20 protein-coding genes are annotated in these 20,832 nt (G+C 66.4%); 10 read left to right on the plus strand and 10 right to left on the minus strand.

The genetic code is table 11. The annotated features are described in order from the left end of the window. Positions 1 to 14 precede the first annotated feature (14 nt). The 3 genes from J2848_RS24335 to J2848_RS24345 all read right to left on the minus strand — a co-directional run bounded on the left by J2848_RS24335 (position 15) and on the right by J2848_RS24345 (position 2,724). Positions 15 to 842 (minus strand): CbbQ/NirQ/NorQ/GpvN family protein, encoded by an 828-nt coding sequence (locus tag J2848_RS24335; protein WP_149232938.1) that lies wholly within the window; start codon positions 840 to 842, stop codon positions 15 to 17. A gap of 66 nt (positions 843 to 908) precedes the next feature. Beyond that, the gene (locus J2848_RS24340; protein ID WP_149232939.1) at positions 909 to 2,258 is read right to left on the minus strand and encodes a cbb3-type cytochrome c oxidase subunit I; all 1,350 of its coding nucleotides are present in this window, start codon (positions 2,256 to 2,258) and stop codon (positions 909 to 911) included. 13 nt (positions 2,259 to 2,271) lie between these two features. Then, positions 2,272 to 2,724, minus strand: a complete 453-nt coding sequence (locus tag J2848_RS24345) for a c-type cytochrome (RefSeq protein ID WP_149232940.1) — start codon at positions 2,722 to 2,724, stop codon at positions 2,272 to 2,274. Between the two features lie 228 nt (positions 2,725 to 2,952). On the opposite strand from J2848_RS24345, the gene J2848_RS24350 reads away from it, so the two are divergent. The 4 genes from J2848_RS24350 to J2848_RS24365 all read left to right on the plus strand — a co-directional run bounded on the left by J2848_RS24350 (position 2,953) and on the right by J2848_RS24365 (position 4,669). Then, positions 2,953 to 3,567, plus strand: a complete 615-nt coding sequence (locus J2848_RS24350) for a cytochrome c oxidase subunit 3 (protein ID WP_149232941.1) — start codon at positions 2,953 to 2,955, stop codon at positions 3,565 to 3,567. 11 nt (positions 3,568 to 3,578) lie between these two features. Next, positions 3,579 to 3,881: a cytochrome C oxidase subunit IV family protein gene (locus J2848_RS24355; protein WP_149232942.1), complete on the plus strand. Its 303-nt coding sequence runs from the start codon at positions 3,579 to 3,581 to the stop codon at positions 3,879 to 3,881. A 24-nt stretch (positions 3,882 to 3,905) separates the two neighbouring features. Beyond that, positions 3,906 to 4,061 (plus strand): hypothetical protein, encoded by a 156-nt coding sequence (locus J2848_RS24360; protein WP_170307123.1) that lies wholly within the window; start codon positions 3,906 to 3,908, stop codon positions 4,059 to 4,061. 80 nt (positions 4,062 to 4,141) lie between these two features. Beyond that, positions 4,142 to 4,669 (plus strand): P-loop NTPase family protein, encoded by a 528-nt coding sequence (locus J2848_RS24365; protein ID WP_149232943.1) that lies wholly within the window; start codon positions 4,142 to 4,144, stop codon positions 4,667 to 4,669. A gap of 34 nt (positions 4,670 to 4,703) precedes the next feature. Here the strand turns inward: J2848_RS24365 and J2848_RS24370 are convergent, their stop codons facing one another. The 4 genes from J2848_RS24370 to J2848_RS24385 form a co-directional block, all read right to left on the minus strand. After that, on the minus strand, positions 4,704 to 5,516 hold the full coding sequence (locus J2848_RS24370) for a hormone-sensitive lipase (protein WP_170307124.1): 813 nt from the start codon (positions 5,514 to 5,516) through the stop codon (positions 4,704 to 4,706). A 17-nt stretch (positions 5,517 to 5,533) separates the two neighbouring features. Then, positions 5,534 to 6,385, minus strand: coding sequence for a tryptophan 2,3-dioxygenase (kynA, locus tag J2848_RS24375; protein ID WP_211103227.1), 852 nt, complete (start codon positions 6,383 to 6,385; stop codon positions 5,534 to 5,536). After that, a complete protein-coding gene (gene kynU / locus J2848_RS24380) occupies positions 6,382 to 7,590 on the minus strand; it encodes a kynureninase (protein ID WP_149232945.1) in 1,209 nt (402 codons plus the stop codon). Before kynU ends, kynA begins: the two co-directional genes overlap by 4 nt. 227 nt (positions 7,591 to 7,817) lie before the next feature. Further along, positions 7,818 to 8,741, minus strand: coding sequence for a LysR family transcriptional regulator (locus J2848_RS24385; protein WP_149232946.1), 924 nt, complete (start codon positions 8,739 to 8,741; stop codon positions 7,818 to 7,820). Positions 8,742 to 8,938: 197 nt separating this feature from the next. Between J2848_RS24385 and J2848_RS24390 the strand changes: the two genes are divergently transcribed. From J2848_RS24390 to J2848_RS24405, 4 genes are all read left to right on the plus strand, one after another. Continuing rightward, entirely contained in the window at positions 8,939 to 10,363 is a 1,425-nt protein-coding gene (locus tag J2848_RS24390; RefSeq protein ID WP_149232947.1) for a M20 family metallopeptidase, read from the plus strand. 124 nt (positions 10,364 to 10,487) lie between these two features. Then, entirely contained in the window at positions 10,488 to 11,810 is a 1,323-nt protein-coding gene (locus J2848_RS24395; protein WP_211103228.1) for an MFS transporter, read from the plus strand. Between the two features lie 173 nt (positions 11,811 to 11,983). After that, positions 11,984 to 13,156, plus strand: a complete 1,173-nt coding sequence (locus J2848_RS24400; protein ID WP_149232948.1) for an amino acid aminotransferase — start codon at positions 11,984 to 11,986, stop codon at positions 13,154 to 13,156. Between the two features lie 14 nt (positions 13,157 to 13,170). After that, entirely contained in the window at positions 13,171 to 13,800 is a 630-nt protein-coding gene (locus J2848_RS24405; RefSeq protein WP_149232949.1) for a YitT family protein, read from the plus strand. Between the two features lie 24 nt (positions 13,801 to 13,824). Here the strand turns inward: J2848_RS24405 and J2848_RS24410 are convergent, their stop codons facing one another. Together J2848_RS24410 and J2848_RS24415 are read right to left on the minus strand one after the other, a co-directional pair. Further along, positions 13,825 to 14,313: a YchJ family protein gene (locus J2848_RS24410; RefSeq protein ID WP_318604366.1), complete on the minus strand. Its 489-nt coding sequence runs from the start codon at positions 14,311 to 14,313 to the stop codon at positions 13,825 to 13,827. A gap of 20 nt (positions 14,314 to 14,333) precedes the next feature. Then, positions 14,334 to 14,939 (minus strand): TetR/AcrR family transcriptional regulator, encoded by a 606-nt coding sequence (locus tag J2848_RS24415; protein WP_246194017.1) that lies wholly within the window; start codon positions 14,937 to 14,939, stop codon positions 14,334 to 14,336. 126 nt (positions 14,940 to 15,065) lie between these two features. On the opposite strand from J2848_RS24415, the gene J2848_RS24420 reads away from it, so the two are divergent. Together J2848_RS24420 and J2848_RS24425 are read left to right on the plus strand one after the other, a co-directional pair. Beyond that, on the plus strand, positions 15,066 to 16,184 hold the full coding sequence (locus J2848_RS24420; protein WP_149232952.1) for an efflux RND transporter periplasmic adaptor subunit: 1,119 nt from the start codon (positions 15,066 to 15,068) through the stop codon (positions 16,182 to 16,184). Beyond that, positions 16,181 to 19,303 carry an efflux RND transporter permease subunit gene (locus tag J2848_RS24425; protein ID WP_149232953.1) on the plus strand — a complete coding sequence of 1,041 codons (3,123 nt, stop codon included), beginning with the start codon at positions 16,181 to 16,183 and terminating at the stop codon, positions 19,301 to 19,303. The genes J2848_RS24420 and J2848_RS24425 overlap by 4 nt, the downstream gene beginning before the upstream one ends. 168 nt (positions 19,304 to 19,471) lie before the next feature. On the opposite strand, the gene J2848_RS24430 is transcribed toward J2848_RS24425, so the two are convergent. Continuing rightward, complete coding sequence (locus tag J2848_RS24430) at positions 19,472 to 20,626, minus strand: acyltransferase family protein (RefSeq protein WP_149232954.1); 1,155 nt, start codon at positions 20,624 to 20,626, stop codon at positions 19,472 to 19,474. Between the last annotated feature and the right edge of the window lie 206 nt (positions 20,627 to 20,832).

The raw sequence follows: 20,832 nt of genomic DNA on the forward strand, positions 1-20,832 counted from the left end.
CACGCCCTTTCCGGTCAACCCAACGTGACCTCTGCGACGCGCAGCAGGGCGGCGCGGATGTCCGGGTCGTCGGTCAACGGCTCGATCAGCGCAGCGCGGATGGCGCGTTCGGGCTTCATGCCGGAGCGGATCAGCGTGGCGCAGTAGATCAGCAGGCGGGTCGACACACCCTCTTCCAGATCCTGGCCCTTCAGGGCGCGCAACGCGTTGGCGAGGCGGACCAGCGGAACGACACGGTTTTCGGGCAGTCCGCTTTCGGTCGCGACAATCGGGATTTCGCGCTCGGGCGGCGGGAAATCGAATTCGACGGCCAGGAAGCGCTGGCGGGTGCTGGGCTTCAGCGCCTTCAGCACATTCTGGTAGCCGGGGTTGTAGGACACCACCAGCATGAAGCCCGACGGTGCTTCCAGCGTCTCGCCAGTGCGTTCCAGCGGCAGGATGCGGCGGTCGTCGGTCAACGGGTGCAGCACGACCGTAACATCCTTGCGCGCCTCCACCACCTCGTCCAGATAGCAGATGGCGCCCTCGCGCACGGCACGGGTCAGCGGCCCGTCCGCCCAGACGGTGTCGCCGCCCTTCAGCAGGTAACGGCCGGTCAGGTCGGCGGCGGTCAAGTCGTCGTGGCAGGACACGGTGTAGAGCGGCCGGCCGAGCCTGGCCGCCATATGGGCGACGAAGCGGGTCTTGCCGCAGCCGGTCGGCCCCTTCAGCAGAAGCGGCAGGCGGTGATTGTAGGCATGCTCGAACAGCGCGCACTCGTCGCCCGTCGGCTGATAGTAGGGCAGATCGGCGCTGTTGGCGGCGTCGGTTACGGCGGCGAGGGTGGCGGCGCTGCGGATCATGGGAAGGTCTCCTGGAAAACGGACGGCCCCCGCCGCGGATACGGACGGGGGCCGGAGGGTCGAGGCTTACTCGGCCGCCTGCATGCCACCGGCGATGGCAACCGGACGGTCTTCACGGGCCGGGCCGAAGATGGCGTAGAGGTAGACCAGCATGCCGATCCCGACGGCGACACCGCCACCCAGACGCAGCCAGTAGAACATGGCGATCTGTTCCTGGACCTCCATGTAGCCCAACCCCATCACGCGCTGCAGGTGGGTCTGCACGATGCCGGCGGCGGTCAGGGCGAAGGTCATGAAGGCCATGCCGCCACTCATCAGCCAGAAGCTCCAGATGTTGAGGGTCTGGTTGTAGGGCGCCCGACCGCGCAGGTAGGGCATGGCGTAGGTGATGATGGCGAGGTTGATCATCGCATAGGCGCCGTAGAAGGCGAGGTGCCCGTGCGCCGCGGTGACCTGGGTGCCGTGGGTGTAGTAGTTGATCGGGGCCAGCGTGTGCAGGAAGCCCCACAGCCCGGCGCCGAAGAAGGCGAAGACCGCGCAGCCCAGCGACCACAGCATCGCCGCCTTGTTCGGATGACGACGGCCGCTCTTCCACACCATCATGAAAGCGAAGACGACCATGGTGAAGAAGGGCGCGACTTCCAGCGTGGAGAACAGCGAACCGATCCACTGCCAGTAGCCGGGCGTGCCGATCCAGTAATAATGGTGGCCGGTGCCGAGGATGCCGCTGAACAGGGCGAGGCCGACCATGGCGTACAGCCACTTCTCGACGACTTCACGGTCGACGCCGGTCATCTTGATCATCAGGAAGGCCAGGATGGAGGCCAGGACCAGTTCCCACACGCCCTCGACCCACAGATGGACGACGTACCACCAGTACATCTTGTCCAGCGACAGGTTCCCAGGGTTGTAGAAGGAGAACAGGAAGAAGACCGCAATACCCCACATGCCCACCAGCAGGATGTTGGTGATGACCGTGCGGCGGCCCTTCAGCACCGTCAGCGTGATGTTGTAGAGGAACATCAGCGCCACGACGACAATGGCGGCCTTTATCCATAGCGGCTGTTCCAGGAACTCACGTCCTTCATGGATGCGGAAGACATAGCCGACGACGGCTGCCAGCGCGCCGAAGACGAACAGGCCAAGCTGGATCAGCGCCAGTTTCGGACTGTGCAGTTCCGTCTCCGCCTCCTCGGGAACGAGGTAGTAGGCGGCGCCGAAGAAGCCGATCAGCAGCCAGACGATCAACGCGTTGGTGTGGATCATCCGGATGATGTTGAAGGGCAGCAACTCCGACAACGTGTTGGGCAGCACATAGACGGTACCGGCCAGGAGACCCACCAGGATCTGCACACCGAACAGCCCCATGGCCGCGGCGAAGTAATAGAGGGCGACTTTTTGCGATTCGTACTTCATGACGGAATTCTCCTCAGCCCGACAGCTTGGGCGGCCAGTTCTGGGTGTTGATCCGGCTGGTCCATTCCAGGAACGCGGCCAGATCTTCGACCTCGCCCTCGGTCAGGTGGAACTGCGGCATCTGGCGCCGGCCTTCGATCCCGGACGGCTGCGCCGCCATCCAGCTCTTCAGCGCCATCACGGCGCCTTCGGGGTCCTTGTCGCCGCCGTAGCGCAGCCAGACATTGCCCAGCTCGGGGGCGAAATAGGCGCCCTCGCCCAGCAGCGTGTGGCAGTTGATGCAGGAGTTCTTTTCCCACACATGCTTGCCGCGCACGACCGCTTCCGACAGCGTCTTCTTATCGGTGCTGGTATTGACGACGTAATTGTGGCTGAGCGCGGTCAACGCGATGAATGTCGCGAAGAAGAACAGCGATCCGCCGTAGAAGATGTTTCGCGCGGCCGCCTTTGTGAAGCGTTCGGTCATCGCTCGGGATCCCTGGAAATCTCGATCTGTCGGTCGAGAGGGGGTCGGTTTGGGAGGCGTTGTTTGCGCGAAGCCGGGGGCGGGAAGCCGGGCGTCGCAGCGTCATCCGCCACGGGTCGGGCGAATAATTGACCGTGGCGGAAGGGCATTCCTTGACCACGGTCAAGCCGATCGCCGGATAGGCGGCTTATCATTCGCATACGTGATGACAAGCTTTGGACATTGGACATGGCCGACGTTGAGATGACGGGCCTTGAGATAACCGGCCTGGAGGCTGTGGATCCGGCGGGTCGGGGGAGCGGCCTCGCCGCCCTGCCCGGCAACCTGATGATGTGGATCCTGATCTTCAGCGAACTGGCCGTGTTCGGCGTCGCCTTCCTGGGCTTCGCCGTCGCCCGCGTGCTGGATCCCACCACCTTCTCCGCCGGTCAGGCCCATCTGAACGGCACGGCGGGGGCGCTGAACACCATGGTCCTGGTGACGAGCGGTTATCTGGCCGCCAAAGGGGTCGCCGCCGGCCGGCGCGGTGCCGCATCACAAGCCCGCCGGGCGATGCTGATGGCGGCGGCGGTGGGATCGGTCTTCCTGGCGGTGAAGGCGGTGGAATATTCGGCGACGCTGGGCGCCGGGATGACCATCGACACCGACAGCTTCTTCACCCTCTATTTCCTGCTGACCGGCTTCCACGCCCTGCATGTGGTGCTGGGGATCGTCATCCTGCTGCTGGTCAGCCGCTCCAGCCCCGAAACGCTGATGGAGAATCTGGAGACTGGGGCAGCCTTCTGGCACATGGTCGATCTGGTCTGGGTGATCCTCTATCCGCTCGTCTATCTGATCCGCTGAGGGGACCGGCCATGATTTTTCTCAAGAAGCTTGATCGGCTGACGCTGTCCTGGCTGCTCCTGATGGGACTGACCGCCGTCACGCTGCTGTTCGCCCGCCATGGCGATGCGGGCGGCAGCGTCGGCATCGCCGGAGCAGCGCTGCTGCTGGCGCTGGCAGTGACGAAGGGGCGGGAAATCCTCCTGCATTACCTGGAACTGAACCATGCCGGGCCAGGCTGGCGGCTTCTGATGACCGGCTGGCTGGTCCTGCTGTGTGGGGCCATTTTGCTGGTCACCGCCGCCGGCGCCCTGGGCTGGATCAGCCCGCACTGACCCCATCATCAAGGAGAACCCGCCATGACCGAAGCCAAGCTCGGCCTGATCCTGACCAGCGTCGCGGTCATCGTGGTGGCGGTGGCGCTCTACCGCCAACGTGCGCTGGGACGCAACGGACTGGTGACGGTGATCGCCTCCACCGCCGCCGTGTTCGCCGCGATGTTCTTCACCCAATGACTGGGCTCCTCATCGGCTGCGCTGGACCAGACCGTCTGAACGGGTAAGATCGGCGGCGGCAGGCGGACGGGACGGAAACCATGCAGATTGAGGAACTTGGTCAGCGAATCTGCATCCTGGGACCGTCCAACAGCGGCAAATCCACACTTGCGTCAGCGGTCGGACGCAAACATGACCTGAAGGTCGTTCACCTCGATCAGCTTTACCATCGGCCCGGCACCGATTGGGTGCCACGCCCGGCGGACGAGTTCGTCCGCTTGCATGATACCGCCATCACCGGCGACCGCTGGGTGATGGACGGAAATTACTCGATCTGTATGCCTCAGCGCTTTGCGCGGGCGACGGGGCTGATCCTGTTGGACATTTCGATGCTGGTCAGCCTTCTGCGATATTTCCGCCGGACTTGGTTCGAGCGGGAAAGGCTCGGCGGACTGGAAGGCGGACGCGACAGCATCAAATGGGGAATGATCCATCACATTGCCGTGGTTACTCCCCGGAACCGAAGCCGCAACGCTGCCCGGTTCGATCAGGCCGACCTGCCGAAAATACGCCTGTCATCCGTCCGTGCGATCAAGGACTGCTACCGGCAGTGGGGTTTGGAGAGATAGTTTGCGTACATCTCCAAACCCTGCACGACCTGCATCATGAACCAAGCAAGGTGTTGACCAGTTCGGCGTCCGGATCGGCCAGATCGTCGATGACGTCGAAGTGATGCCGCCCCTCCGCCAGCCGCAGCCCGGTCGCCGCCCCCAGCCCAAGCCAGACGTTGGCGAGCAGTTCCGTCTGGCGGACGAACTCCGGTCGTTCATCGGCACCGACCCAGCAGGTGATAGCGATGCCGGGTTGGGGGCGGAGCAGCGCCGGGCTTTCCGCCATGGCCTCCGCCTCGTCCAGGCGGAGCGTGGCGTTCATGCGGGTGTTCAGCAGCGGACGCAGGTCATGCAGGCCACTGATGGAGACGACATGCTCCACCCGCGCCCGAACCTCCCCGGACAGCGGAGCGTCGGCACAGACAAGCCGGCTGACGAGATGACCACCGGCGGAATGGCCGGTCAGGCGCAGCGGCCCGGCCTCCGCCCGCGCGACGGCCTCCACCGCCTGCGCCATCTGCCGGGTGATGCCGGCGATGCGGTTGTCCGGACACAGCGTGTAGCTCGGCATGGCAACCGCCCAGCCACGCGAGAGAGGCCCGGCGGCCAGATGCGACCAGCGCCCCTTGTCGAAAGCCATCCAGTAGCCGCCATGGACGAACACCACGGTCCCCTTGGCCGTATCCTCCGGCCGGAACAGGTCGTAGCGCTCTCTCCCCCCTTCACCATAGGGCAGATCCAGTTCCGCCCGCCCGGCAGCGGCAAGCTCCGCCCGGAAGGCGGCAGCCTGCTCCGCCCAACGGGCGGGATAGGCGTCGCCGCCGGGGATGTAGGCGCCGTTGCTGTAGGCGTCGTCCCAATCCATGATCCTGCGCAAGTCCGTCACAGCACTGTCCTCACCCGCCAGAGTTCTGGGAAAAGCTCCACCGCCAGCATGTTGCGCAGGTAGGAGACGCCACCGGTCCCGCCGGTGCCTCGCTTGAAGCCGATCACCCGCTCCACTGTCGTGACATGGTTGAAGCGCCAGCGACGGAAGTAATCTTCGAAATCCACCAGTTTCTCCGCAAGCTCATAGAGCGGCCAATGGGTTTCCGGGGACTGGTAGATCACCCGCCACGCCTCGGTCACGCCATCATCGGGCTGGTGGGTCTGCGACACGTCGCGCTCCAGCACCTCCGCCGGGACAGGAATGCCGTTGCGGGCAAGCAGACGCAGCGCCTCGTCATACAGGCTGGGACGCGACAGCTCCTGTTCCAGCAGGGCATGGATTTCCGGACGGTGGGCGTGGGGCCGCAGCATCGCCGGGTTGCGGTTGCCCAGCAGGAACTCGATCTCCCGGTACTGGTAGGACTGGAAGCCGGAAGACTGGCCCAGATCGTCGCGGAAGCGGGTGTATTCGCTGGGCGTCATCGTGCGCAGCACGTCCCAGGCGGAGTTCAGCTGTTCGAAGATGCGGGCGACGCGGGCAAGCATCTTGAAGGCAGGCGACAGCCGGTCCTCGCGAATCGCCTCGCGGGCGGCGCGGATCTCGTAGACGGCCAGCCGCATCCACAGCTCCGACGTCTGATGCTGGATGATGAACAGCATCTCGTCATGGGCGGTGGAGCGCGGGATCTGCGCGCCCAGGATGCGGTCCAGCTGCAGATAGTCGCCATAGGACATCCGCCCGTCGAAGGCCATCTGGGCGCCCTCGGCCGCAGGATCGTAGGGCTTCTTCATATCCTGCCCGCTCATGTCACGATCGCCTTCTTGTGGTATTCGGGCCGGTCCCAAAGCCCGCCATCCATCACTTGGCGAAGGATGGTGACGGCGCCGCACACCTCCGCCTCGCCGATGTAGAGCGGGGTGAAGCCGAAGCGCAGCACGTCGGGCGCCCGGAAATCGCCGATCACGCCGCGGTCGATCAGTGCCTGCATGATGGCGTAGCCCTGCGGGTGGCGGAACGACACCTGGCTTCCGCGCCGGCTGCCGTCGCGCGGAGAGGCAAGCTCAAGCATAGGGCACTGCGCCTCGACCAGTTCGATGAACAGGTCGCACAGCGCAATGGAGGTCCGTCGGACGTCGGCCATGTCGACCTCGTCCCACACGGCCAGCGCCGCATCCAGTGCGGCCAGCGCGATCACCGGCGGGGTGCCGACGCGCATCCGCTCCACCCCTGCGCCGGGACGATAGGAGGGATCGAAGGCGAATGGCGCCTCATGCCCCATCCAGCCGGACAGGGCCGGCCGCGCGGTCTCCGCATGGCTTGGCGCAACATAGATGAAGGCCGGCGCCCCCGGCCCGCCATTCAGATACTTGTAAGTGCAGCCGACGGCGAAGTCCGCCCCGGCGCCCGCCAGATCGACCGGCAGCGCACCGGCGGAATGCGCGAGGTCCCACACCGTCACCACCCCCGCCGCATGGGCCTTGGCGGTCAGCGCCACCATGTCGTGCAGGCGGCCGGTCCGGTAATCGACCTGGGTCAGCATCAGCACTGCGACATCCTCGCCGATGGCGGCCTCGACCTCCTCCGGCGCCACCACCTTCAGGACATGGCCCTGGCCCAGCGTCTCGATCAGCCCTTCGGCCATATAGAGGTCGGTGGGGAAATTGCCGCTGTCGGACAGGATCACCCGGCGCTCCGGCCGCATCGCCAGGGCGGCGGCCAGCGCCTGATAGACCTTGATCGACAGGGTGTCGCCGACCACGACGCTGCCGGCCGGCGCGCCGATCAGCCGGGCGATGCGGTCGCCGAGTTTACGCGGCTGCACCATCCAGCCGGCGCTGTTCCAACCACGGATCAGCTGCCCACCCCACTCGTCGGCCAGGGTGCGGGCAACCCGCTCCTCCACCGCGATGGGCAGCGGCCCCAGCGAATTGCCGTCGAGGTAGATCACCCCGTCGGGAATGCGGAAGCGGGCGCGGGTCTTTTGAAAATCGGTTTTCCGGAATTCTGTCATCGGTCTGCCTGCTCCTTCAGGCCGGAAGGCGGCGGGGCGTGTGGACACCACACCGCTGTTTGCCGATTGGCAACCATCTGGCAAACGAGAGGATGAAGCGGTGGAACCCGAAGGTGTCGGAGACCGGCCGACGACCATTGGTTTGCGAAACCACCTGTCTTTCTGAAGTATCCGCGCCATGACAGGCTGTCCAGCAAAAAATCGAACGCCGCCAGTCCGGCTTCGGTTCAGGCCGACGCCGCCGCATCCACGGCGCCGATCAGGATATTGCGCAGCAGCATGCCGCTTCCCGACAGAATCCGTCCTCCGCTGCCATAGAGCTGGACCGTCCGCTTGTACAGGTCGGGCTGGGCGAAAGGGATGACGACGAAGCCGTCGTCGCCATCCCTGCCTTCTCCCGACCTGCCGTCGCCCAGGCTGCGGATGGCGATGTCGCTGGCGATGCCGACCGCCCGTTCGCCTCGCACGTAATCGCAGATGATCGCGAAGGAGTTGGAGGTGAAGGTGCTGGCCTGCATCGTCCGCTCGTCCACTCGCAGCAGAGCGACGACGCGGGCGATGGTGTTGTGGGTGGGCAGTGCCAGCTTGACGCCGCGCAGATCGTCGATGGTCACGCTGGGCAGTGCGGCCAGCGGATGGTCACGCCGGACGAAGACGCAGGTGTAGGTCGACCAGCTTTTCTCGATCCGCAAATCGGCTTCCGGCAAAAGCGTGAAAACCAGCCCCAGATCGACCTCCCCCTGGCGAAGCTGCTTCACGATCACCTCGGAGGCCGCGACGGTCAGATCGACGGCGGCGTCGGGATGCTCCGCCTGAAAGGCGCGGACGGCGCGCGACGCGATCAGGGCGACGCCATCGGACACGGCAATGCGCACCGCTCCCTTGCTCAGGCCCACGCCCTCGCGCACCTCCACCGCCACCCGTTCGGCTTCCAGGGCACTGCGCCGGGCGTAATCGGCCAGCAACTCGCCCGATACGGTCAGCACCATGCCGCGTGGATGCCGGTCGAACAGCGGGGCGCCCAGCTGGTCCTCCAGCTTGGCAATCTGGCGGCTGACTGCGGAAACGGTGACATGCAGGCGCTGCGACGCCTCGCTGAGGGAACCGGTGCGGGCGACCTCCAGGAAATAGCGCAAGGCGGTACTGAGCATGGCACGGTCCCCCCGCTTTCCTGAAAGTCAAAGCGAGTTTGAGAATATTGAAATTGTCATCAAAACCGAAAGTCGTCGATGATCGGCATCGTTCAGAAAACGCGCTGCGCCGAAGGCCGCGACGTTGCCCGAGACCGGCGGGCAACGGCGGGACCGTCTTGGCGCCGCTCGATACTCCCCCCTTTCGGAGATTGTCAATGGAGCGCTTTGCGGCCGGAAGCCAGACGGCCGGGATCGACGATGACGGCCGCGGCAACGTTCTGGCGGAGACGGCCGACCATCTCCAGTCCGGTGCTTTCGTCGCCGACCTCGACCGCCGGATGGCCCACCGGACGGACAGCACTGCCGGGGATCCGGGCGTCCTGCACGCCTATCTGGCGGACGAGATCGCGCCGACCCTGCTCGCGATGGGCTTCACGACGGAGATCTGCCGGGCGGCGGAGGACGGGCGCAACCTGTTCCTGATCGCCGAGCGGCACGAGGACTCCAGCCTGCCCACCGTACTGATGTACGGCCACGGCGACGTGGTGGCCGGCATGGAGGACCGCTGGTCGGACGGGCTGTCGCCCTGGCGGGCGACGGTACGCGGCGACCGGTTGTACGGCCGGGGCAGCGCCGACAACAAGGGCCAGCACAGCATCAATCTGGCCGCCTTCGCGGCCGTGCTGAAGGCCCGCCAGGGCCGCGTCGGCTTCAACCTGAAACTGCTGCTGGAGATGGGCGAGGAGATCGGCTCGCCGGAGCTTCAGGCGATCTGCCGCAGCCGGCGCGACCGGTTGAAGGCCGACGTGATGATCAGCTCCGATGGGCCGCGCATCGCCGCCGACCGGCCGACGCTGTTCCTCGGTGCCCGCGGGGGACTGAACATCCGGCTGACGCTGGACCTGCGGCCGGGCGGACATCATTCCGGCAATTGGGGCGGCCTGCTGGTGAACCCGGCGACGCGACTGTCCGCCGCCATCGCCTGTCTGGTCGACGGCCAGGGCCGCATCCTGGTCGACGGGCTGCGTCCACCGCCCTTGTCCGATGCGGTGCGCCGAGCGCTGTCCGGCATTCCGGTGGTGTCCGGTCCGGGCGAGCCGGAGATCGACGCCGATTGGGGCGAACCCGGCCTGTCGCCGGCCGAACGCGTCTATGGCTGGAACACGCTTGAGGTGCTGGCGATGTCGGCCGGCAACACCCAGCGCCCGGTGAATGCCATCCCCGGCAAGGCGGAGGCGGTGCTGCAACTCCGCTTCGTCGTCGGCACCGATGCCGTCGGCGCGGGTGAGGCGGTGAAGGCCCATCTGGCGGCCAACGGCTTCGGCGACATGGAGGTTTCCGCCGCCGTGATGTCAAACGCGACCCGCCTCGACCTCGACGACGACTGGGTGCGCTGGGCTGTCGGATCGATGGAACGGACCACGGCCAAGCCGGTGGCGCTTCTGCCAAACTTCGGCGGCTCGCTGCCCAACGAGTTCTTCGTCGAGGACCTGGGCCTGCCCACCCTGTGGGTGCCGCACTCCTATCCCGGCTGCAACCAGCACGCCCCCGACGAGCATCTGCTGCTCCCGGTCGCCGACGAGGCGCTGCGGATCATGGCCGGCCTGTTCTGGGATCTGGGTGAACGGGCCGCCCGCTAACAGCAACCAGGCACTATCCGAGGACCACCAGCGACAGGCGACCGCGGTGACGAGCGAACCCGACAAAGGGATGGCCGAACCGCTGCCGCGAAAACAGACGACGACATTCTGGGAGACTTCACGAATGACGACAGGGACGGCAACCGGGGCATCTGCCCAGGCGATGGGCACAGCAGGAGCGAAGGCTCCGGCAAAGGACTTCAACCTGACCCGCATGCTGATCGCCACCTCGATCGGCAATGCGCTGGAATGGTATGACATCGCGGTCTACGGTTTCTTCGCGCTCTACATCACCAAGGCCTTCTTCCCCGCTGCCGACGAGACGGTCGGGCTGATGCTCGCCTTCGGCACCTTCGCCATTTCCTACCTCGCCCGTCCGCTCGGTGCGCTGGTGCTCGGCAACTATGCCGACCGGGTCGGGCGCAAGGCGGCCATGCTGGCCTGCATTCTGCTGATGGTGCTGGGCACTGCCATGATCACCTTCATGCCGGGCTATGCCAGCATCGGCATCCTCGCCCCCATCGGCATCCTGGCCGCCCGCCTGATCCAGGGCTTTTCCGCCGGTGGCGAGTTCGGCAGCGCCACCGCCTTCCTGGTGGAGCATGCGCCCGACCGCCGCGGCTATATCGCCAGCTGGCAGTTCGCAAGCCAGGGGATCAGCAGTGCGCTGGCCGCCCTGTTCGGCGTGCTGCTGACCGCCTGGATGCCGGCAGAGCAGCTGCAGGACTGGGGCTGGCGCCTTCCCTTCGCCTTCGGCCTGCTGGTCGGTCCGGTCGGTCTCTACATCCGCCGCCATCTGGACGAACCGGAGCCTTCCGAGGAGGACCGCCCGCAGGACGGCGAGCGTGCGGCAGTGGCCACCGTCTTCGCTTCGCAGAAGCTGCGGCTCACGATTGCCATCGGCTGCCTGATCATCTCGACGGCGGTGAACTACCTGCTGGTCTACATGCCGACCTATGCGGTGAAGCAGTTGGGCCTGACGCCGACCGTCGGCTATGCCAGCACCTTCGCCGGCGCCATCATCCTGACGGTGCTGACGCCCTATGTCGGCCATCTGTCCGACCGGCTGGGCCGCACCCGCGCCATGCTGATCGCGACAGTGCTGATGTTCGCATCCTTCTTCCCCTGCTTCCTTCTGCTGACCGCCAGCCCGACGGCAACGATCATCATCGCGGTGGTGATGTGGCTGGCGACGCTGAAGTCCGTCTATTTCGGCGCCCTGCCCGCCCTGATGTCGGACCTGTTCCCCCGCTCCACCCGCGCCACCGGCCTGTCCTTCAGCTACAATCTGGGCGTCACGCTGTTCGGCGGCCTCGGTCCCTTCGCCATGACCTGGCTGACCGGCGCCACCGGCAGCAAGCTGTCGCCCAGCTATTACCTGATGGTTTTGGCGACGCTGAGCTTCGCCTCCCTGATCGCAGCGCGCCGCCGCTTCGGCATCAGCTGACGATCTCCCGTCCCCCTTCGCCGCACCGCCGCCGACGCCGACCCTTTCCTGTAAGGCAATACGCCGTTGAGAAGTTCGGCATTGTCCGGGAGGCCGCGAAAGTGGAGGATCGCACCGGTCGGACCACCCGGCCGAATTCATCATCTCCGCCACCAAGGACCGGACGAACCGCCATGTTCAACGCGCTCTCCCGCCAGCCCGACGACGCCCTGCTTGCCCTGATCGGGCTGTACAGGCAGGATCCGCGGCCGGGCAAGGTCGATCTCGGCGTCGGGGTCTACCGCGACGAGGAGGGACGCACCCCGGTCTTCCACGCGGTGAAGGCGGCGGAACGGCTGCTGCTGGATGGGCAGGACAGCAAGTCCTATCTGGGGCTGGAAGGCGATGCGCTGTATCTGGAGCGGCTGTGGTCGCTGGTCGGCGGTGCCGCCGGAACCAGGGTCACCGCCGCCGGCGTGCAGACCCCCGGCGGGTCGGGCGCCCTGCGCCTGGCCGCCGACCTCGTCCTACGCGGCGGATCGAAGCGCGTGCTGGTCGGCCAGCCGACCTGGCCCAACCATATCGGCATCTTCGCCGCCGCCGGCCTCGAAGTGGTGAGCCATCCCTTCTTCGACACCGCCGGCCAGACCGTCCTGTTCGACCGCATGGTCGCGGCGTTCGAGGCGGCTCAGCCCGGCGACGTCGCCCTGCTGCACGGCAGCTGCCACAACCCGACCGGCGCGCCGCTGTCGCTCGACCAATGGAAGGAACTGGCAGCACTGCTGGAAAAGCGCGGCGTGCTGCCGCTGGTCGACATCGCCTACCAGGGTTTCGGCCGCGGGCTGGACGAGGATGCGGAGGGGCTGCGCCACCTGATCGGCGCCGTGCCGGAAACGCTGGTCGCCGTGTCGTCGTCCAAGTCCTTCGGCCTCTACCGCGAGCGCACCGGCGCCATCTTCGCCGTCGCCGCCGCGCCGGCCGCCGCCGAGCTTGCCAAGTCCAACCTGATGGGGCTGGCCCGCACCAGCTATTCGATGCCGCCCGACCATGGCGCCGCGGTGGTCCGCACCATCCTGAGCAACTCGGCTTTGACCGCCGACTGGAGGGCGGAACTGGACGGCATGCGTGCCCGCATCGCCGGCATCCGCCGCAAGCTGGCCGCCGGTCTGGCCGGCGCCTTCCCCGCCCTGACTGCAGTGGCGGAGCAGGAAGGCATGTTCTCCCTGCTGCCGCTGACCGAGGCGGAGGTGCTGCGCCTGCGCGCCGACCACGCCATCTACATGCCGACTTCCGGCCGCATCAACATCGCCGGCCTGAAGTCGGCCGAGGTGGACGATGTGGTGGCGAAGTTCGCCGCCCTCCGTTGAGGCTGGGGACGACGATGGCCGCGACCCTCCAGGCTCCACCCGCCGCAGTGGAGCGTCACCAGCTCTATGAAGACGCGCTCGCCATGCTGATGGGCACGCTGTTCATCGCGCTGGGCATGCTGATCTACTCCAAGACGATGCTGCTGACCGGCAGCACCGCCGGGCTGGCGCTGCTTCTGAGCTACGTCACCAAGGTTCAGTTCGGCATCATCTTCTTCGCGATCAACCTGCCCTTCTACTGGCTGGCCTGGAAGCGGCTGGGCTGGAAGTTCACGGCGCGCACCTTCATCGCCGTGGCGCTGGTGACGCTGTTCTCGCGCCTGACCGACCAGTGGGTGGGCTTCACCCATCTGGATCCGGTCTATGCAACGGTGGTGGGCAGCGGCCTGTGCGGCACCGGCCTCTTGATGCTGTTCCGCCACCGCACCGGGCTGGGCGGCGTCAACATCCTGGCGATCTACCTACAGGAACGCTACGGCATCCGCGCCGGCTATTTCCAGCTCGGCGTCGACCTCGCCATCCTGGCCGGCGCCTTCTCCGTGCTGGCTCCGGACCGGCTGCTGCTGTCGGTGCTGGGGGCGGGCATCGTCAATCTCACGCTGGCGATCAACCACAAGCCGGGCCGCTATCTCGGCATCAGCTGAGGCACGACGGCTGCGGGCGTTGGGTCAACGCCCGCAGCAGGCCTTGTGCTTTTTCCCCGAACCGCAGGGGCAGGGATCGTTGCGGCCGACCTTCACCACACGGCGCGGCGGGTCCTTCGGATTCAGGACGCTGTCGACATAGAGCCAGCGGCCGTCCACCCGCCGGAACCGCGACCGCTCGTGCAGCGGCCAGTCCTCGCCGTCGCGCTGGAAGGTCAGGAAGAACTCGACCATTCCGTCGTCGCCGCTCTCCTCCGCCTTCATCACCGTCAGCGGCCCCCACTCGCACTCCTGCGCCACCCGCTCCACATCGGCGCGGCTGAAGGTGGCGCGGGTTTCCGGAACGCAGCTCCGCTCGATATGGTTGATATCGTGACGGACAAAGGCGGTGTAGCGCGACCGCATCAATGCTTCAGCGCTCGGCGCGGGCTGCCCCGCCAGAATCGGGCCGCAGCAATCGTCGAAAACGCGGCCGGAACCGCAGGGGCAGGCGGACATAGGCGACACATCCATCTCGAAGAAAGCAGATCCTGTCACGGTGTAGCAGGCGCCACGCCGCGCAGGAACAGGTCAACCGCCTTTTCGACGAAGGCATATCGCTCCTCCTCCGTCGGCTCCGCACAGAGGCCCAGCATCAGCTGGCAATAGGCGCCACCTTGCATCGTGGCCAGGAACTGCCGGGCGACGAAGGCCGGATCATCGGTGGCGATCAGGCCACGGTCGTTCAGCCGGGTGAACAGGGCGATGAAATTGGCGATTCCCTGTTCCGGCCCCGCCTGGAAATAGAGCTGTGCGGCAACCGGCATCCGCGTCGCCTCCCCCACCACGGCCTGATGGACGCGGATCGCCGCATCCGACCACAGCAGATCGACGAAACGGCGGCCGACCTGCACCAGGATGTCGCGCAGGGGCAGCCCGTCGAACATCTCCGGCTGGAAGCGCAGGCCACGCCGTTCGCATTCGGCCGAAATCACCGCGGTGTACAGCTCCTCCTTCGACGGGAAGCGGGTGTAGAGCGTGGTTTTGGAAACCCTTGCCTGCTGCGCCACCTGATCCATTGAGGTGGCGGCATAGCCGAGTTCCAGGAACACCTCCCGCGCGGCGGCGACAATCTGTTCCGCCTTCGCATCATAGGACACGGTCGGTTGCGACGTATTCTGCTCCAATGACTGCACTGAACTGTACCGTTCACTCTTGACGTTGGCTGGGTCCCGGAGTAGGACGGTAGCAGTACGATACAGTCCAGTCCAGTGGGGAGACGTGGTATGGCCCGATTCCACGAAAGGCGGCTTGTGCCCGCCGTCATGGCGACAACGGCGCTTCTGACGGTGGCGGGCCTGCTTGCAGGCTGCAACGAAACCCACTCCGCCTCCACCCCGCCGGAGGGAGAGGTGCGGCCGGTCCGCGTTGCCACGGTCGCGCTGGAACCGCTGATGGACAGCGTGCACTACCCTGCGGTGATCCGCCCGCGGGTGGAGGCCGATGTCGGTTTCCGCGTCGGCGGCAAGGTGACCGCCCGGCTGGTGGAGGTCGGCACCCGCGTCGAACCCGGCATGCCGCTGGCCCGCCTCGACCCCACCGATCTACAATTGCAGATCCGCGCCTCCCAGGCACAGCTCGCCTCCGCCCAGGCCGACGCCGCCAACGCGCGCAGCGACTTCCAGCGCTATGCCAGCCTGCGTCAGGGCGAATGGACGACCCGCCAGGAATACGACCGTCGCAAGACGACGCTGGACAAGGCCGAGTCCAAGGTGCGGGAGGTGGAGGCGCAGTTGCGCGTCCTCGACAACTCCGCCCAATATGCCACGCTGGTGGCGGACGAAGCCGGCATTGTCACCGCGACGCTGATCGAGCCGGGACAGGTGGTGGCGGCCGGCCAGACCGCCCTGCGCGTCGCCCGGCTGGGCAGCCTGGAGGCGGTGGCGAACATTCCCGAGCAGAGCGTCGCCACCCTGCCCCGCCAGAAGCTGGCGGTGGAACTGTGGTCCCTGCCGGGCCAGAGCATCGCCGGCAGCCTGCGCGAGCTGTCGCCAAGTGCCGATGCCAACACTCGCACCTTCCAGGCGAAGATCTCCCTGACCGATCCGCCGCCGACGGTCCAGCTCGGCATGACCGCGACCGTGGTCGCCGCCGCCGACCATGGCGCCCCCGTCGCCCGCCTGCCGCTGAGCGCACTGGCGCAGCGGGAGCAGAAGCCGGCGGTGTGGGTGCTGTCCGCGCCGGATGACCGGCTGGAACTGCGTCCCGTCACCGTCGCGGCTTACGCCGGCGATCTCGCCCTGATCGGTAGCGGCCTGAAGAACGGCGAGCGAGTCGTCACCGCCGGCGTGCACAAGCTCGATGCCGGCCAGAAAGTCCGCGTCTGGACGGAGCCGGCGCGATGAACCACTCCCGCATGAACCTCTCGGCCTGGGCGCTGGCCCACCGCACGCTGGTGCTGTTCATGATGCTCGCCAGCGTGCTGGCCGGTGCGCTCGCCTACAAGACCCTGGGCCGGGCGGAGGATCCGTCCTTCACCTTCAAGGTGATGGTGGTGAGCACCCAATGGCCGGGCGCCACAGCGCGCGAGGTCGAACAGTTCGTCACCGACCGCATCGAGAAGAAGCTGGAGGAGGTACCCTACTACGACGTCGCCCGCAGCTATTCCAAGCCGGGTGAATCGGTGATCTTCGTCCAGTTGAAGGATTCCACCCCGCCGAAGCTGGTGGCGGACCTGTGGTATCAGGTGCGCAAGAAGATCGGCGACATTCGCCAGACGTTGCCGGACGGCGTGATCGGCCCCTTCTTCAATGACGAATTCGGCGACGTCTATTCCGGCATCTACGCCTTCATGGGCGAGGATTTCACCCCAGCCCAGCTGAAGAAGGTGGCCGAACAGGCCCGCGCCCGCCTGCTGAAATTGCCGGGCGTCGAGAAGATCGATCTGATCGCTCCGCAGGAGGAGCGCGTTTATGTGGAGATCTCCAGCCAGCGGCTCGCCAGCTTCGGCCTGCCGGTGGAGTCGGTGATCCAGGCGCTCCAGCGCGAGAATGCCATCGCCGCATCGGGCGACGTCGATACCGGATCGCAGCGGGTCTATGTCCGTCTCGACCTCGGCCTCGACACCGCGGCGGCGGTGCGAGCGATTCCGGTGGAGAGCGGCGGCCGGCTGCTGACCATCGGCGACGTGGCCGAGGTCAAGCGCGGCTACGTCGAGCCGCGCCGCTATACCCTACGCTACAACGGCCACGACGCCATCGGGATCGGCATTGTGATGGCGAAGGGCGGCAACGTCCTGAAGCTGGGCGAGCAGCTCGACACCGCGATGGAGAAGATCCGGGCCGAACTGCCGGTCGGGCTGGAGATGGCGCAGGTCGCCGACCAGCCGAAGGTGGTCGAGCATTCGGTCGGCGAGTTCATGGAATCGCTGGCCGAGGCGCTGGGCATCGTCATCCTGGTCAGCCTCGTCAGCCTGGGCTGGCGCACCGGCATCGTCGTGGCGCTGGCGGTGCCGCTGGTATTGGCGATGACGCTGGTGGCGATGCAGATCCTGCACATCGATCTCCAGCGCATCTCGCTGGGCGCCCTCATCATCGCGCTGGGCCTGCTGGTGGACGACGCCATCATCGCGGTGGAGATGATGGTGGTGAAGATGGAACAGGGGTGGGACCGGTTGAAGGCCGGCGCCTTCGCCTACACCTCCACCGCCTTCCCGATGCTGAGCGGCACCATCGTTACCGCCGCCGGCTTCGTGCCGGTCGGTTTCGCGGCGTCGGCGGCCGGCGAATACACCAACTCGATCTTCTGGGTGGTGGCGCTGTCGCTGCTGCTGTCCTGGGTGGTGGCGGTGATCTTCACTCCCTATCTCGGCTGGCTGCTGCTGCCCAAACCCAAGCATGTGGTTCCCGACGGCCATGAGCTGGACATCTACGACACGCGCGCATACCGCATCCTGCGCGGCATGATCGAGGCCTGCGTGCGGGCGCGCTGGGTCACCATCGGCGTCACGGTGGCGGCCTTCGTCACCGCACTGGTCGGCTTCGGCCACGTCCAGCAGCAGTTCTTTCCGTCGGCCAGCCGGCCGGAGCTGCTGATCGATATCCGGCTCGCCGAAGGTTCCTCCTTCGAGGCGACGGCGACCGAGGTGAAGCGGATGGAAGCGGTGCTGGCGAAGGACCCGGACGTCGATTACTGGGTCGCCTACACCGGCGGCGGCTCGCCGCGCTTCTACCTGCCGCTGGACCAGCAATTGCAAACCGCCAACTTCGCCCAGTTCATGGTGATGACCAAGGGGCTGGAGGAGCGCGAGCATTTCATGCAGCGGCTGGAACCGACGCTGGAAGCCGACTTCCCCGCCGCCCGCGTCCGCATCGGCCGGTTGGAGAACGGCCCACCGGTCGGCTACCCGGTACAGTTCCGCGTCACCGGCGAGGATCCGGCGACCATCCGCAAGGTCGCCTATCAGGTGCGCGACACCATGCGCGCCCACCCCAACACCGCAAATGTCCATCTGGACTGGGATGAGCTGTCCAAGCGCATCCGGCTGGAGGTGGACACCGCCAAGGCCCGCGCGCTCGGCGTGTCCAAGCAGGATCTGTCCGATGCCCTGCAACTGCTGCTGAACGGCATGTCCGTCACCCAATACCGCGAGGGAACGGAACTGATCGGCGTCCTGCTGCGCACCACTCCGGAAGAGCGGATGGACCTGTCGCGTCTGGGCGAACTGAACATCCGCACCAGCCGCGGCACCACGGTGCCCCTCAGCCAGGTCGCCGCCGTGCGTTATGAACTGGAGGAACCGGTGCTGTGGCGCCGGGCGCGCGAGACGACGATGACGGTCAAGGGCGACGTCACCGGCGGCCTTCAGGCCCCCGTGGTCAGCACCCAGCTGAACGCTCAATTGAACGCACTCCGCGCCACCCTGCCGGACGGCTATGCCATCACCATGGGCGGCGCCATCGAGGAGAGTGCCAAGGGCCAGGACTCGATCAACGCCATGATGCCTGTGATGCTGCTGATCATGGTCACCACGCTGATGCTGCAATTGCAGAGCTTCTCGCGGGTGTTCATGGTCCTGCTGACCGCACCGCTGGGGCTGATCGGCGTCACCGCCTCGCTTCTGCTGTTCAACCTGCCCTTCGGCTTCGTCGCCATGCTGGGCGTCATCGCGCTGGCCGGCATCATCATGCGCAACTCGGTCATCCTGGTCGACCAGATCGAACAGGACATCCGCAGCGGCCGGTCGCGCTGGGACAGCATCGTCGAGGCGACGGTCCGCCGTGCCCGCCCCATCGCGCTGACCGCCGCCGCGGCGATCCTCGCCATGATTCCGCTGACGCAGAGCGTGTTCTGGGGACCAATGGCGGTGGCCATCATGGGCGGCCTGGCGGGTGCCACCGTGCTGACGATCTTCTTCCTGCCGGCGCTCTACGCCGCATGGTTCCGCGTGCCGCGGCCGCAGACCGAAGAGGTGGAGGACGACGGGTTGGGTGGCGCGCTGCCGAAGCCGGCGCTGGGAGATTGATGACCCACTCTTTCGCTCAAGCTTGACCGCGGTCAAGGGGCACACGCACGACCCGTGACAGGGTGGCCCCACAATCGATCTCCCGATTGCATCATCACTGCTGATGATCCTCTTTCGTACTGTGCCTTTGCGCCCGGCGGCTTCAGCCTCCGGGCGCATTTTTTTGCCTCAGTCGCCCCGCCGGCCGGCCGTTGCCAGCGTCAGGCGGCCGAAGCCCGGCCCCTCCCGCAGAAGACGCCGTCCGCCCACCTCGATCCGCCGATAAGCCGGGCCGGCCATCAACAGGCAAGCCGTGACCATCGCCACCAACAGCGCCATCGACCAGCCGCCCGGCAAAGCCTTGCGGTCGTAGATGCCCAGCCCCAAGCCCAGCAGCCGCGTGGTGGCATACTCGACGAAGCCGTGGATCAGGTAGAGCGAATAGGATACGTCACCCAGCCACACCAACGGCCGGACATTCAGGGCACCCGCTGCCCGTCCGCGGTTGGCGACCGCCGCCAGGATCAGCAGGGCGAACAGCGGAACGGCGAGCAGATCCGGCCCGCCGGTGTGCAGAAGAAACAGGATCGCAAACACCCCCCCGGCCATCGTCAGGTCGCTGGACAGCACCGGCGCGGCAAGCCCGCTGCGATATGCGCTGTACAGTAGTGTTCCCAGCAGGAATTCCGGCAGGCAGCGCAGCAGGGTCTGGGGTCCGTCCCACTGGTTCAGATTGTCCTGCGTCGCCCAGGCCAGCATACAGAGCGTCGCCAGGGCACCGGCCGCCAGGACGGCCTGCATCCGCCCGCTCGATCGCCAGACCCAGGGCAGCGCAAAGGGGAAGACCAGATACGCCATGAACTCCAGGCTGATCGACCAAGCCGGGTAGTTCCAGCTCAGCATGCTGGCATAAAGGCCCTGAAGCATGAACAAATTGGCGACCAGCGCCCATACTGACTCGGCTCCCTTCAGCGGAATCGCCGGGAAGCTGCCGGTGGCGGCATACTCCACCGCGCGGACGGCCAACGCAGTCGCCACGAACAACAGCAGGACCGCCAGATGCAGCGGATAGAGCCGGGCAATGCGCGCCCGCAGGAACGCCCAGTATTTGTCGCCGACCGAGTCCGTGAAGATTCCGTGATAGACATGCGTCAGCACGAAGCCGCTGAGCATGAAGAACAGGTCGACGGCCAGATAGCCCTTCTGCACCAGATGCGTGTAGCTGTCAGGATGCAGGTTGGGGAAATACTGGAAGCTGTAATGGTACACCACCACCCACAAGGCCGCGATGCCGCGCAGCGGGGTCAGGGAGTGGAGGTGGCGGGGGTTGGTCTGCGTATTCATGGCGCAGGCTCCGGCCGCTCAGACCGATGGCACCTGCCCCGCCGATGGGACCTGATCAGAGCGAGATTGCCTGGGCGCAGCCATCGGCCGCCCCGCCTTGAAGCCCGCACCCATGTTCCAGCCGAGACCCATCGAAACCACGTCACCCTCCAGCCGTTACGCCGCGCAGCACCCGTCCGGCTGCGGACGGAAAGGCAGCCCTATCG

This window comes from Azospirillum lipoferum, from assembly GCF_024170005.1.
Taxonomy (GTDB): Bacteria; Pseudomonadota; Alphaproteobacteria; order Azospirillales; family Azospirillaceae; genus Azospirillum; species Azospirillum lipoferum.

Coding starts and splice junctions, on each gene's coding strand:
- J2848_RS24355 (WP_149232942.1), top strand. CDS start 3,579: ATGATTTTTCTCAAGAAGCTTGATCGGCTGACGCTGTCCTGGCTGCTC.
- kynU (WP_149232945.1), bottom strand. CDS start 7,590: ATGACAGAATTCCGGAAAACCGATTTTCAAAAGACCCGCGCCCGCTTC.
- J2848_RS24430 (WP_149232954.1), bottom strand. CDS start 20,626: ATGAATACGCAGACCAACCCCCGCCACCTCCACTCCCTGACCCCGCTG.
- J2848_RS24360 (WP_170307123.1), top strand. CDS start 3,906: ATGACCGAAGCCAAGCTCGGCCTGATCCTGACCAGCGTCGCGGTCATC.
- J2848_RS24385 (WP_149232946.1), bottom strand. CDS start 8,741: ATGCTCAGTACCGCCTTGCGCTATTTCCTGGAGGTCGCCCGCACCGGT.
- J2848_RS24340 (WP_149232939.1), bottom strand. CDS start 2,258: ATGAAGTACGAATCGCAAAAAGTCGCCCTCTATTACTTCGCCGCGGCC.
- J2848_RS24395 (WP_211103228.1), top strand. CDS start 10,488: ATGACGACAGGGACGGCAACCGGGGCATCTGCCCAGGCGATGGGCACA.
- J2848_RS24350 (WP_149232941.1), top strand. CDS start 2,953: ATGGCCGACGTTGAGATGACGGGCCTTGAGATAACCGGCCTGGAGGCT.
- J2848_RS24400 (WP_149232948.1), top strand. CDS start 11,984: ATGTTCAACGCGCTCTCCCGCCAGCCCGACGACGCCCTGCTTGCCCTG.
- J2848_RS24365 (WP_149232943.1), top strand. CDS start 4,142: ATGCAGATTGAGGAACTTGGTCAGCGAATCTGCATCCTGGGACCGTCC.
- J2848_RS24410 (WP_318604366.1), bottom strand. CDS start 14,313: ATGGATGTGTCGCCTATGTCCGCCTGCCCCTGCGGTTCCGGCCGCGTT.
- J2848_RS24345 (WP_149232940.1), bottom strand. CDS start 2,724: ATGACCGAACGCTTCACAAAGGCGGCCGCGCGAAACATCTTCTACGGC.
- J2848_RS24390 (WP_149232947.1), top strand. CDS start 8,939: ATGGAGCGCTTTGCGGCCGGAAGCCAGACGGCCGGGATCGACGATGAC.
- J2848_RS24425 (WP_149232953.1), top strand. CDS start 16,181: ATGAACCACTCCCGCATGAACCTCTCGGCCTGGGCGCTGGCCCACCGC.
- J2848_RS24370 (WP_170307124.1), bottom strand. CDS start 5,516: ATGGATTGGGACGACGCCTACAGCAACGGCGCCTACATCCCCGGCGGC.
- J2848_RS24405 (WP_149232949.1), top strand. CDS start 13,171: ATGGCCGCGACCCTCCAGGCTCCACCCGCCGCAGTGGAGCGTCACCAG.
- J2848_RS24335 (WP_149232938.1), bottom strand. CDS start 842: ATGATCCGCAGCGCCGCCACCCTCGCCGCCGTAACCGACGCCGCCAAC.
- J2848_RS24420 (WP_149232952.1), top strand. CDS start 15,066: ATGGCCCGATTCCACGAAAGGCGGCTTGTGCCCGCCGTCATGGCGACA.
- kynA (WP_211103227.1), bottom strand. CDS start 6,385: ATGAGCGGGCAGGATATGAAGAAGCCCTACGATCCTGCGGCCGAGGGC.